Raw genomic sequence first — 11,877 nt, 5'->3', positions numbered from 1 at the left:
ATCAACGGGCCTCGATCAGCTCCTTGTTCGAGAAGAAAAACCCGATTTCAATCCTCCCGTTCTCCGCCGAGTCGGAGCCATGGACGACGTTTTCACCCTTGTTATCCGCATAGAGTTTGCGAATCGTTCCCGCGGCGGCATCCTTCGGATCCGTGGCGCCGATGAGCGTCCGGAACTCCGCGACCGCATTCTCCCGTTCCAGTGCGATCGGAACGCAAGGGCCTGAACTCATGAACTCAACGAGTCCGTCGTAGAAGGGTCTCCCCTTGTGTACCGCGTAAAACTCTCCGGCGCTTTCTGTGCTCAACCGCGCCTTTTTCATGGCGATGATCTTGAAGCCCGCCTTTTCAATCCGCGCGATCACCTCTCCGGTGAGATTCTTCCGCACACAATCGGGTTTTAGTATTGCCAGTGTTCGTTCGACAGACATACGTTTCCTTCGTTATTGGGTAGTGGTGGGATATCCAAGCTCTTTCCATCTTCTCCAGCCCCCGTCCATGGAGACGACGTTGCTGTATCCCATTTTTTGCAAATTGTCCGCGGCGAGGGCGGATCGGAACCCGCCGCCGCAGTAGAGAATTATCTCGGTATCCTTATCGGGAACCTTCGATTCGATGTCCCGTTCGATGATGCCTTTTCCCAGATGAACGGCGCCGGCGATGTGGCCTGCATCCCACTCGCGGTCCTCCCGGATATCGGTGAGGACGACTTTCTCTCCCCGGTCGATCCTGGCCTTGACCTCTTCAGGCGTCGTCTGTTTGACGCGGGCTTTCGCATCATTGACAAGTTTCAGGAAACCGGGGGAATGCTTCACGCTACTTCTTCTTTCTTGCAGCGGGCCGTTTTTTTCTTCCCCTGGAAATGACCACGTGCTTTCTAGCGGCCTTCTTGCCGAGAACCTTTTTTGTCATCTCCCCTATCGACGCGGGGCTTTCGACCACGTGAATGCCCGCCTCTCGCATGGCCTTCATCTTTTCGGCGGCCGTCCCTTTTCCCCCCGCAATGATCGCCCCGGCGTGACCCATGCGCCGTCCGGGCGGCGCTGTGCGCCCTGCTATGAACCCGATGACCGGTTTCTTAAACTCCCTTTTTATATAGGCAGCGGCTTCTTCTTCCGAGGTGCCGCCGATTTCTCCGATCAGAATGACCGCGTCTGTTCCGTCGTCATCGTTGAAGAGTTTGAGGGCGTCGAGGAACCGTGTGCCGATAACCGGATCTCCCCCGATCCCGATACATGTGGATTGCCCCATCCCCAGCTCGGTCACCTGCCAGACCGCTTCATAGGTGAGCGTTCCGCTCCGTGATATCAAGCCTACGCGGCCGGGACGGTGAATAAACCCGGGCATGATACCGATCTTGCACTTGCCTGGGGTAATAATGCCGGGACAGTTCGGGCCGATCATCCTGACACCCTTGTTCTGCAGGTACCCGTAGACCTTCACCATATCGCGAGTCGGTATGCCTTCTGTGATGGTCACGATCAGCTTGATCCCCGCATCTGCGGCCTCGAGTATGGCGTCTGCAGCGAAGGAAGCGGGGACGAATATCACACTTGCGTTGGCGCCTTCGTTCTTCACCGCGTCGGCGACGGTATTAAACACCGGGACTGTCCCCCGGAAACGGTGTTCGTCGTTCCCCGAATACTGAAGGCCGCCCTTACCCGGCGTAACCCCTCCGACGACCTTCGTCCCGTATTCGATCATTTGCTGGGTGTGAAACGTTCCCTCGCCTCCGGTGATGCCCTGAACGACAAGACGCGTTTTGTTATCGATAAGAATGCTCATACGGATTTCGTAGTCTCCAAAAAGTTTGCAACTCGCAGAATTGTCGCCTCGTCGAACTGTTTCCCCAGAATCTGGAGCCCGATCGGTAAACCCTGGCGGTCATGGCCGCAAAGAATACTGATACCGGGGATGCCGGCCAGGTTGGCCGAAGCCGTGTAGATATCCGAGAGATACATCGTCAGAGGGTCTTCCACCTTTTCGCCGATCTTGAACGCCGTGGTCGGCGACGTCGGAGTAACCAGGCAATCGACCTCCCCGAACCCACGGTCAAAATCCTCCTTGATCAGCCGGCGCACTTTTTGCCCCTTCAGGTAATAGGCATCGTAGTAGCCGGCGGAAAGAACGTAGGTTCCGAGCATGATCCTCCGCTTGACTTCCTCTCCGAATCCTTCGCTGCGCGACTTCGTGTACATCTCGACGAGATCGCGCGCCCCTTCGGCTCTCTTCCCGTACCGTGCGCCGTCGTAGCGGGCAAGGTTTGAGGATGCTTCCGCGGTCGTGAGAATGTAATAGGTTGCGATCGTGTACTCCGTATGCGGCAATGAAACGTCGTGTACCGTTGCACCGGCATTCTTCAAAACATCGACCTTTGCCATGATCGCGCCTGCGACCTCGCGGTTGAGCGCGGGAGTGAAATACTCCTTCGGCAACCCGATCCGGAGACCCCGGACGCTTCCGTTAAGAGCTGCCGCATAGTCGGGCACGGGCAGCGTCGAGGATGTCGAATCGCACGGATCGTGTCCCGCGATCACACCGAGCACTTTCGCAACGTCGAGCGCAGTCGTACCGAAGACGCCGATCTGATCGAATGAGGAGGCGAACGCGACGAGCCCGTACCGGGAGACCCGGCCGTACGTCGGCTTCAACCCGACTACACCGCACAGCGCCGCCGGCTGGCGGACCGATCCGCCCGTGTCGGTGCCGAGCGCTGCCGTCGCAAGCCCTGCAGCCACAGCGACCGCCGACCCGCCGCTCGATCCTCCCGGAACGCGGGATTCATCAACCGGGTTCAGCGTGGGGCCGTACGCCGAATTTTCGGTCGACGAGCCCATCGCGAATTCATCCATGTTGGTCTTGCCGATCAGAATTGCATCCGCGGCCTCGAGCCGTTGGATCACAGTGGCATCGTACGGGGACTCGTACCCTTCGAGGATCTTCGAGCCGCAGGTGACCTGCACGCCCCTCATATTGATGACATCCTTGACCGCAATGACCATGCCTGCGAGGGGGCCCGCGCTCCCCGCGGCGAGTCTCCGGTCGACAAGGGCCGCGCGTTCCAATGACTCCTCGCGCATGACCTTGAGAAATGCGTTCAGATGCTTCTTTTTCTCGATCCTGCCGAGATAGCGCTCCGTAATCCCGGCGCACGTGGCGCGGCCGGATGCAAGCTCCTGGCGAAGAGTATCGAAATTCTCCAGTACCTGTATCTCCTGATTCTGGTTGACTCGGGAAAGGTGCCCGGCTCTGGCGGGACCGGGCATAATGCCGCCCGGGTTTCGGGCAGCGGGACTTCAGACCGGCTTACTTGGTGCTGTTGTCAATTTTCTTCGGCTCGTCGGGTTTTTCGATTTCTCCCTGGATATCGCGTGCGGCCTTCCGAAACTCACGGACGCCCTTGCCGAGCCCTTGCATAAATTCAGGAATCCTTTTCGCGCCGAACAACACCAGGACAACGAGAGCGATAAGTATGATTTCAGGTGTGCCTAGACTGCCCATTGTGAAACTCCTCTATGGTATCGACTGGTCTGTGATCTGTTCGTTCAACACAAAGCTCTCGATGAGCGAGAGAAAAATCTCTTGTCCATCCGTGTCGCCGAGCGCGGGATCCGCCGCGCGCTCCGGATGAGGCATCAATCCCATCACGTTTCCGCGGGCGTTCATGATGCCGGCGATATTGGAACGCGAGCCGTTGGGATTTGCGGAAGACGTCACCTGTCCCTCGCCGTCACAATAGCGGAAGAGAATCTGTCGGTTCCGTTCGAGCTCATGGAACGCTGCATCGTCCACCTGATAGTTTCCCTCGCCGTGAGCGATCGGGATGCGCAGAACCTCGCCGGCCCGGCAGTTGGAGGTAAACCGGGTGCCGGAATTTTCCACGCGGAGATGTACCTTCTTGCACACGAACGTCATGCGATCATTCCTGAGAAACGCGCCGGGCAGGAGGCCCGCTTCGCACAGGATCTGGAAGCCGTTGCAGATTCCGACGACGATTCCGCCCCGTTCCGCAAACGCGCCGACTTCCTTCATGATCGGGGAGAAACGCGCGATCGCTCCGCACCGAAGATAGTCGCCGTACGAGAATCCCCCCGGCAACACCACGACATCGACGTTCCCGAGTGACGAGTCCTTATGCCAGAGGAACTCTGTGTCCTGCCCGAGGACACGGTGCAGAACATCGAATGCATCATGGTCACAGTTCGATCCCGGAAACACAACGACGCCGAACTTCATTTCAGATCTGCTCGACAGAAAATGAATAATCTTCCATCACCGGGTTTGCGAGCAATTTCTTGCACGCCTCGTTCGCCATCTGCTCCGCCGCCGGAGCGCTCGCCGTATCGATCTTCAACTCAATGAACTTGCCGATACGGACCTCGACGATTTTTTCCATCCCCAGGCTTTCGAGCGCATGGCTGACTGCTTTGCCCTGCGGATCCAGAATCGATTTCCGTGTCGTCACCATGATTTTCGCCAGGTACAATGCGCCTCCGCTCTCTCAGAGATCGACGCTCGTGATTTCGGTGTCCTTTTCCTCAAGGCCCTTCGTGACCGGGTGGATCGAATTCTGGATCACGCGGACGAGGTGCCGGAGCGGGCCCGTCGCGGTGTAAAACACAAAGAAGGGAAAGAGCGCGCCGCCGCGGGTGATAACTATTGCCGTGATGCCGATGATCGCCACGGTGAAACGAGCCGGATGCTGTTTGATCCCGCGCGCGGTAAACTTGGGCACCGCGTCGTACTTCATCGAACTCACCATCAGCAGAGAGAGGATGATGATCATCGGAACAAGGAGCGACGTCTCAAGCGCATTGAGGTTCGTTCCTTCATGGTAGAACGACATCACGAACGACGCGATCATCACCGCCATCGCCGGAATCGGCAACCCCTTGAAATAGTCCTTGTCGTATGAAACGAGTTGAGAATTGAACCGCGCGAGCCGAAGAGCTCCGAAGACCATGGGCATGGCGCTCAGAAGCATGCCGGGGCCCTCCAGCGTGTGCAACTGAAGCCGATAGACAAGGAACGAGGGCGCCACACCAAATGAGATCACATCAGACAACGAATCGAACTCCACGCCGAAATCGCTCGATGATTTCGTGATCCTCGCCATGACGCCGTCGAACGCATCGAACAACGCGGCGAGGATGATGAACCACGAAGCCAGGATGTAATCCCCTTGCGCCGTGTGAATGATGGCCCCGAATCCGCAGAACATGTTCAGAACCGTAAAGAGGCTCGGAACAACCGCACGAGTAATTTTCACTTATCCCCTCCTTTTACTTCCAAATTCTGGGCAGCACGCCCATCGCCGGTCATGCGAAATGGGCCAGCACGGTTTCGCCCGCCACGACCCTGTCGTGGAGGGCAACTTTCACAATCGATTCTCTGGGTATAACGACATCCACGCGCGAGCCAAATTTAATCATGCCAAAGCGTTCGCCGAGCACCGCCGGCTGCCCGACTTTAAGATCAGCCACAATTCTCCGGGCCACGGCGCCTGCTATTTGTTTAAACAATATTTTCCTCGATCCCGATTCAATACCGATGTGGGTGCGCTCGTTCTCTTCCGACGATTTGTCGGTGTAGGCAAGCCCGAATTTACCCGGAATGTGCTGAAAGTGGGCAATCCGGCCCGAAATCGGGAACCGGTTCACATGGACGTCGAGGGGGGACATGAAGACGCTGATCTGCACCGCGGGGTGTTTGAGGAACTCGCTCTCGACCACCTCGCGTATCGCAACAATCCGGCCGTCGGCCGGTGAAACAATCAGGTCAGTGCCCGAAGGCGGCGTTCGTTTCGGATCACGGAAGAAATTGAGGACGAGCAGAACGAAGATCGCGACGGCGCCGACAATCGTGTACCTGAGGAGATCGTTACGAAGGGCCGTCATCGCGATCGTGACGATGATCGCTGCAAGCAACGAAACTTTCAGAACCGTATCCAAACCGTATCGGGTGATCACCGAGCTTGACCGGTCCTTCTAAGCTCTGACTTTTAATCGGTCCCGCAGTTCGGTGAAGGCGGGTAGCGCATTAGGCTGGTCCGGAAGGAAGCGATCCCGGCCGTTCTTGTCTTCCACCGACAGGTCCAGGAAGTGGCACGTTGAGGGGGAAAGTTCATCCGAGAGAACAATCTGACCCTTCGAGCGTCCGAACTCCAGCCGGAGATCCGCAAGCAGGAGTTGCCGCCTGTCGCAGAGCCCGCGCAGCACCGCATTGATTTTGGCGGCAGTGCGGTTGATCTGCTTGAATTCCTCGGCTGTCGTGATCCCGAACGCGTAGACGTGATACTCGTTGATCCAGGATGGGGTCTGGTTGCCGTTACAATAGTAATGCTCGATGACCGGAAAATCGAGCTTCACCCCTTCTTTCATCCCGAACCGTTTCGTCAACGCGGATCCGGAGTAGTTGTAGATTCGGACTTCAAGGGGAATACTCTCCGTGCGACGGACCAGCATCCGGATATCGGAGAGATTGCTGACAAAGTGGGTGGGAATGTGGAACCCTTCGAGATACTCAAACAGGTAGGTGGAAATTTCGTTCCTCAATCCGTCGAGTTCCCTCGACTTGGAACGTTTTTTCCCGTCGTCAATTCCATTTGAGGCAAATTCCTGGATGGCAAGATCGGGCTTCTCGGAATGATAGAGGTGCTTTCCGTTCCGCTCCGAGATGAGGTCTCCCTTTGCCACTCTTGCTACTTTAACAGCTGAGTCCTCGAGCAAAGATTGCACCGGTTCTTTCATGAATCGCGATGATGGATTCGAAGTGCGGTTGATATATAACGAAATTACCCCTGAAAGTCAAACCTCGAAACGCCTCGTCACGCCCCAAATACTTGACTTTCGTGGAAAAATGCGACACTTTCAGTTTTCAACTTTCAAACTTAGGTCCCTCCATCGCATCCGATCCTCGAACGATGAAAACCCGCACGGACACCGGGCTCCTTTTCATGCAGTGGCTCGTCATACTCGCACTTGCCGGCACGTCGCTGGTGTTTGTCGTGAATGTCAACGATAGCACGATGCTGAAGCGGCCGATTCTTTACGTGACAACCGCACTCCTGGCCGCAGCCTGGACTTCCCACTCGCTGCAGAGGATGAAGATTCACCGGACGTTCAGTGCGATCGATCTCGCAGTCCTCGCGTATGTCGCACTTTCAGCGATCTCACTCCTCAATGCGCCAAATCTGACACTCGGGGTAACCGGTCTGGGAGATCTGTTGTGTTACGCGCTTCTCTTTGCCGTCAGCATCCAACTGCTTGAAGACCGGGGATTCGCGCAAAGGATTTTCAAGTCGCTCATCGGGATAACAATCGTAGCAGGCATCGTCGCAATCTTCCAGCATTTTTCGGCGGATCGATCTTCATCCGTGACGATCGGACGGGAGACAATATCGACATTCGGAAATGTAACCTATTTTGCCGGCTTTCTTGCACCGATGGTGGCTCTTCTCGCTGCCAGGATACTTGCGAACCCGCGTCCCGAGGCCCGGATTCCGATGGGGCTATTGCTTATCGTCATCGGCTATTTATTGATCACAACGGAAGCAAGAAGCGCGTGGGCGGGAGCGGCAGCGGGAGTCCTTTTGCTCGTGTTCCTGAACGTCCGCCCGGCGAGAACACGCTGGATTGCGCTAGGAATCCTTGCCGCGGCGGCAGTCTTGATGTTCCTCCTCTTCCCTGAGATGGTACAACGTCGATTACTTGCGATCGTCGAATCGAACCCCACCTCCTCCATTGCGCGGAGACTCTATTTTTACAAGGGAGCGTGGAACGCGTTCCTCGCCTCCCCGCTCTTCGGCCAGGGGATTGGCAATTTCGTAGCGTTCCTTCCGAAATTCCGTTCGCCGGAGTATTGGATGGCCCATTCGGAGGATATCGTCCCGCACGCCCATAATGAATTCCTTGAGATTCTTTCGGAGACAGGTCTTTCCGGGCTTCTCGGATTCGTGACGATCGTTGGTCTGACGATCCGGTCTGCGATAAAGAGAATGAAGCAGGCGGAATCCGCTGAAAGGATTATGGTGGCGGGACTCTTGTGCGCCATTGCAGCGATCCTCATGGACAATCTTGCAAGCATGAATCTTCGGACGGTGCCCGTCGCTTTGATGTTCTGGATGATCCTCGCACTTTTGCATGAGAAGCGCGCAACGGAGGCACGCTCTTTCTCGATCACTCTCCCTCAGTGGGTGAAAAAGATTCATCTCGCACCATATGCACTCTTTGCCTTGTTGTTGATATGGTATGTTCCTCGAGTAGTAGAACGCTACCGCGCGCAGGAGTTTTATCTCGCGGGTAACCTCCTGCGGACTCAGGTCAAGCCGGGCGCCGCCCTTACCATGTACACCGAGACAATCTCTCATGATCCCGATCTTGCTGATGCCCGAATCTATCTAGCGGCAAATCTGGCGCAGCAGGGGCGCAATGAGGAGGCGCGTCGGCACGTCGACACAATCCTGACGAAGTACCCGAACTATCCGATGGCACGGTTCATCCATGCGATTGCCGACTTTGAGCTTGGCGATACGACGCGCGCAATCCGGACCATGGCGGAAGAGATGCAGCTCGAGACATCCCCTCAGACGGTCTACTATGCATCCCTCTTTCGGCGAAAGCTGAATCAGCCGGATAGCGAGTATGCGTGCCTCAAGCTGCTGCTATCGAATTCGATCCGGAGCGGATCAATTGACCATGCGAAGGAGGGGATTGAAAATCTGGCCGATCTCTGCAGCCGGCCCGGTGCGCCCGCCGGGTGCGCTGATCTGGTTTCCAACATCCGGAAGACCTTTCCTCAGAACCTTTCTCTGCTCCTTGCGGCGGAGGATTTTTATGAAGCGGTAGGGTCACTGCAGGAAGCTGAGTCGACTCTGGAGCAGGCGCGGGCTATCAACCCGGATGATCCGGGTGTCAAAGGGAGGTTGGCGCGCCTGGCAGTATCTCAGCGGGCTGCGAAGGGGTTACACTAGGGACTGCCTTTCGTGCCGTGTGGGCGAGGAGTGGATCTACCCTTTTGACGGCTGCTGATAGAGTCCGAAGACATTTCCCGCCAGGTCGCTGAATCTCGCCGTGATCTCAGGTGCGTCCATACCGATGGGTTGGACTATCTTCCCTCCATGGGCGCTCACTGCTTTTATCGTGTTCTCGACACTGTCAACCATGATGTAGATCAAGACTCCCGGTTCTCTTCCCGCTTTCCGTCCGGTCACCCACGTGCCGCTCACTTGCCCGACCGTGTCATCGAAGGCGATGTGCCCGTCCCCCCGTGTTCGGAGCTGCCACCCGAAAACGTCTCTGTAAAAGGCGGAAGATTTATCGATGTCAACGGCAGGAATCTCGAGGTAGCAGATCTTGCCGTTACCATAAGCGGGTTGTTTATTGTTTTCCATGGCGTCCTTGAATTAAATTCTGAGAAGATGATAAGTTATGCTTCGGATGACGCAGAAGACACCGCTCGTTGGTCAATGTGGCGGTCCATCCCAATGCACGAAATCTATACCGTTTTGAACATCAATCCACCACGGAGGTTCGGGCTCTCCAGAATTCCACACACCAATGTAGTGCGGAATACCTCTGACATATCTGAAGTACCAAGCGGAGCCGGGCCCTAAACCGGTTCCGCTGGTGAATAGGTACGACCAATCTTCACCATCGAAGCTGGGGTAAATTGGAAAGGCACCCCAGTCGCCGAGGAAAATAAGATTTTCCTCCCAATCAATTACTCCCGGAAGTTGACGGTACAATTCTCCGAGTCTCCTCGGATGGAGAAATCCATTAAAATGCAGGTCCAACCAGGCCAATACGTCCGCCGAATCATGATAGGCCGGACGGAGATACTCGTCAAGTCTATTCCAGCCGTCATATTGTCCAAGGTTTATCTTATGGGCTGTCGTATCATCAACTTTCAAAAGCAATTCGGAAACCACCCAGGGAGCTAGAAACCTCTGCTGGAGGACTGGCGCATTTTGAAAACGGATACTGTCGTCGAACGCATATCGCAGGTAATTGAGCGAGTACAACAACTCAGAGATCAAGCTGTCGGATGGACGATTTTGTCCGGAATACCACACAGCGAAATTGCCAGCTTCAATCGAGTCAGCGTGGGAATAGTTTAGCTGAATTCGGCGGGCGTACCCTGACCCACGACTTACCGTCGGACCGAATACATCGGGCTCGATAAAATCATTGCAGGAATATGCAATAATTGTCACCAATAGAAAGCAAACCCACTTCATTCCATTCATGATTGCTCGACGCTCTCTCATCGGATCAAGATTGCCTTCTTCGTCTGAACAAGCTCTCCCGCTGATAACCGATAGAAATATAAGCCGCTGGGCTGGGTGCTGGCGTCCCATTTAGCGGTGTAGGTGCCGGGGGGTTTGTCCTGATCCACGAGTGTAGTGATGAGTTGTCCTAGCGGATTGAAGATTTGCAGTCGGACGTGGGTTTGTTTTGGGATGCTGTAGGAGATTGATGTTGATGGATTAAATGGGTTAGGATAGTTTTGGCCTAACGAAAATTCCCGCGGAAGATCAATCAGGTCATCTTGGGCAGATGTCAAGAACGCGGTTGTGAAAGTACTATCCCCGCCAGCAAAGATCCAGGATGGACCACACGGACGCTTTAGATATGAGATGATCTGATAGTGATAAGTTGTCTTGGGTGTGAGATTTGCAACGAGCGCGAAGTAGGTAGCTCCTGCACCCTGCGTCGCAGAAATCCCATTACCGTAACTCGTTGTGGTTCCGAATCGGAAGGCAACGGAGTCTACGCTGTAGCAGTTACCTGCAACACCTCCATTGAGGGTCGCGGACGCTGTATCTATATGGCTAGCGGAGTAAGTGACAACCTCGGGTCCGAGCATGCAATCATCAACAATTTGCCGTAGACCGTAATCGTAGATGAAGAATGTGTACACCGGGGCGGTTGGATTGGGCCCATTGGGATCATATACACTTTGCAAAATGAGACTGTCTTGCGCAAACATGTCAACCCTGGTCGGTAGAATGGCAGCCGAGGGATCGACAATAAACATACTATCGCACCGAGCGCTTAAGCATGCTACATCCGGCCATCGCAGTGTTGCAGACACATTGGGTAGCTCCGCTAAGGAATCTACGTTTTGAAACCGGATTTGGAATGTGTCTCTATGTGTAGGTGGGAAATCACGCAAATCCTTCTTGATTATCCCAAGGGTGGTGAAACAGTTCTGCCTTCCGGGTATGCTCAAAAAAACAGCAGCAAATCCGGTTGGCGGGTAAGGAGGTGATGCGTTTTCACCCAATACTGTATCGAGGCAATATGTAGCGCGTTGGTCATTGCCGAACACTAATGAATCATGGCCACCTGCATTATCTCGAATCGTTAGCCATACAGTACTGGAAATTTGCGAGAACGCGTTTGTGTGACAGACCATTACAACGAGGAAGGAACTTAGCGATGCGAGCAGCTTTCCGTGGGCCATAGCGCTACCTCCATAGAAGCGCAGTACAATGGAAGGTAAGCGTTTAAATGGGGAAAAACAATCGATCGGGGGTGAGTAGCTGAACAATCCCAGAGTTTACGATCCGAAACTCTCATAGCTCCGGTTGCAGTTTTCGTTTGAGGATTGATTTCCCCGCGCAAAATGGGACAACCTGGTACCATCTCGTTGAGACGCATAATGATGCTAACCACGCATTGCATCATTCTGTATTCAGGCAAGTGGTTGCACAAGTGGAATCATTTTCGTACCATTCTATACCAATTGACCCCAGTGGTTGCAAAATGGTTGCACCCTCGCGGCTAAATCAGCCCCCTTCCAGAGAACCCCTTGGTAAAATTGGTGTTTTTGACATTGCCCGGTGGTGTAATTGGCAACACACTTGACTCTGGAT

Annotated in this window: 13 protein-coding genes; 1 reads left to right on the top strand and 12 read right to left on the bottom strand. The window is 54.9% G+C overall.

Annotation, left to right across the window (positions count from 1 at the left end):
- Window position 1: 1 nt before the first annotated feature.
- The 10 genes from ndk to VI215_10610 are packed head-to-tail and all read right to left on the bottom strand — an operon-like array spanning window position 2 to window position 6,694.
- On the bottom strand, window positions 2–430 hold the full coding sequence (gene ndk / locus VI215_10655; GenBank protein HEY6192770.1) for a nucleoside-diphosphate kinase: 429 nt from the start codon (window positions 428–430) through the stop codon (window positions 2–4).
- Between the two features lie 12 nt (window positions 431–442).
- A complete protein-coding gene (locus tag VI215_10650; protein ID HEY6192769.1) occupies window positions 443–814 on the bottom strand; it encodes a rhodanese-like domain-containing protein in 372 nt (123 codons plus the stop codon).
- 1 nt (window position 815) lies between these two features.
- Window positions 816–1,784: a succinate--CoA ligase subunit alpha gene (sucD, locus tag VI215_10645; protein ID HEY6192768.1), complete on the bottom strand. Its 969-nt coding sequence runs from the start codon at window positions 1,782–1,784 to the stop codon at window positions 816–818.
- The gene (gene gatA / locus VI215_10640) at window positions 1,781–3,265 is read right to left on the bottom strand and encodes an Asp-tRNA(Asn)/Glu-tRNA(Gln) amidotransferase subunit GatA (GenBank protein ID HEY6192767.1); all 1,485 of its coding nucleotides are present in this window, start codon (window positions 3,263–3,265) and stop codon (window positions 1,781–1,783) included. The genes sucD and gatA overlap by 4 nt, the downstream gene beginning before the upstream one ends.
- A 40-nt stretch (window positions 3,266–3,305) precedes the next feature.
- The gene (locus VI215_10635) at window positions 3,306–3,500 is read right to left on the bottom strand and encodes a twin-arginine translocase TatA/TatE family subunit (GenBank protein ID HEY6192766.1); all 195 of its coding nucleotides are present in this window, start codon (window positions 3,498–3,500) and stop codon (window positions 3,306–3,308) included.
- 12 nt (window positions 3,501–3,512) lie between these two features.
- Window positions 3,513–4,235 (bottom strand): phosphoribosylformylglycinamidine synthase subunit PurQ, encoded by a 723-nt coding sequence (gene purQ / locus VI215_10630; protein ID HEY6192765.1) that lies wholly within the window; start codon window positions 4,233–4,235, stop codon window positions 3,513–3,515.
- Between the two features lies 1 nt (window position 4,236).
- Window positions 4,237–4,485 (bottom strand): phosphoribosylformylglycinamidine synthase subunit PurS, encoded by a 249-nt coding sequence (purS, locus tag VI215_10625; protein HEY6192764.1) that lies wholly within the window; start codon window positions 4,483–4,485, stop codon window positions 4,237–4,239.
- Between the two features lie 15 nt (window positions 4,486–4,500).
- Window positions 4,501–5,268: a CDP-diacylglycerol--serine O-phosphatidyltransferase gene (gene pssA, locus VI215_10620; GenBank protein ID HEY6192763.1), complete on the bottom strand. Its 768-nt coding sequence runs from the start codon at window positions 5,266–5,268 to the stop codon at window positions 4,501–4,503.
- Window positions 5,269–5,317: 49 nt separating this feature from the next.
- Complete coding sequence (locus VI215_10615; protein HEY6192762.1) at window positions 5,318–5,968, bottom strand: phosphatidylserine decarboxylase family protein; 651 nt, start codon at window positions 5,966–5,968, stop codon at window positions 5,318–5,320.
- Between the two features lie 18 nt (window positions 5,969–5,986).
- The gene (locus VI215_10610) at window positions 5,987–6,694 is read right to left on the bottom strand and encodes a phosphoribosylaminoimidazolesuccinocarboxamide synthase (GenBank protein ID HEY6192761.1); all 708 of its coding nucleotides are present in this window, start codon (window positions 6,692–6,694) and stop codon (window positions 5,987–5,989) included.
- A gap of 227 nt (window positions 6,695–6,921) precedes the next feature.
- Here VI215_10610 and VI215_10605 point away from each other — a divergent pair, with 227 nt between their 5' ends.
- Complete coding sequence (locus VI215_10605) at window positions 6,922–8,970, top strand: O-antigen ligase family protein (GenBank protein ID HEY6192760.1); 2,049 nt, start codon at window positions 6,922–6,924, stop codon at window positions 8,968–8,970.
- 36 nt (window positions 8,971–9,006) lie between these two features.
- Here the strand turns inward: VI215_10605 and VI215_10600 are convergent, their stop codons facing one another.
- Window positions 9,007–9,390: a VOC family protein gene (locus VI215_10600; protein ID HEY6192759.1), complete on the bottom strand. Its 384-nt coding sequence runs from the start codon at window positions 9,388–9,390 to the stop codon at window positions 9,007–9,009.
- Between the two features lie 72 nt (window positions 9,391–9,462).
- Entirely contained in the window at window positions 9,463–10,245 is a 783-nt protein-coding gene (locus tag VI215_10595; protein HEY6192758.1) for a hypothetical protein, read from the bottom strand.
- Between the last annotated feature and the right edge of the window lie 1,632 nt (window positions 10,246–11,877).

The organism is Bacteroidota bacterium (assembly GCA_036522515.1).
Taxonomy (GTDB): domain Bacteria; phylum Bacteroidota; class Ignavibacteria; order UBA10030; family SZUA-254; genus VBOC01.
This window is presented reverse-complemented; position numbering and strand designations above follow the sequence as displayed.

What these genes read in the sequence shown, in the direction of transcription:
- ndk (HEY6192770.1), bottom strand. Translation starts at nt 430, where the DNA reads ATGTCTGTCGAACGAACACTGGCAATACTAAAACCCGATTGTGTGCGG.
- sucD (HEY6192768.1), bottom strand. Translation starts at nt 1,784, where the DNA reads ATGAGCATTCTTATCGATAACAAAACGCGTCTTGTCGTTCAGGGCATC.
- gatA (HEY6192767.1), bottom strand. Translation starts at nt 3,265, where the DNA reads ATGCCCGGTCCCGCCAGAGCCGGGCACCTTTCCCGAGTCAACCAGAAT.
- VI215_10635 (HEY6192766.1), bottom strand. Translation starts at nt 3,500, where the DNA reads ATGGGCAGTCTAGGCACACCTGAAATCATACTTATCGCTCTCGTTGTC.
- purQ (HEY6192765.1), bottom strand. Translation starts at nt 4,235, where the DNA reads ATGAAGTTCGGCGTCGTTGTGTTTCCGGGATCGAACTGTGACCATGAT.
- VI215_10605 (HEY6192760.1), top strand. Translation starts at nt 6,922, where the DNA reads ATGAAAACCCGCACGGACACCGGGCTCCTTTTCATGCAGTGGCTCGTC.
- VI215_10600 (HEY6192759.1), bottom strand. Translation starts at nt 9,390, where the DNA reads ATGGAAAACAATAAACAACCCGCTTATGGTAACGGCAAGATCTGCTAC.
- VI215_10595 (HEY6192758.1), bottom strand. Translation starts at nt 10,245, where the DNA reads ATGAATGGAATGAAGTGGGTTTGCTTTCTATTGGTGACAATTATTGCA.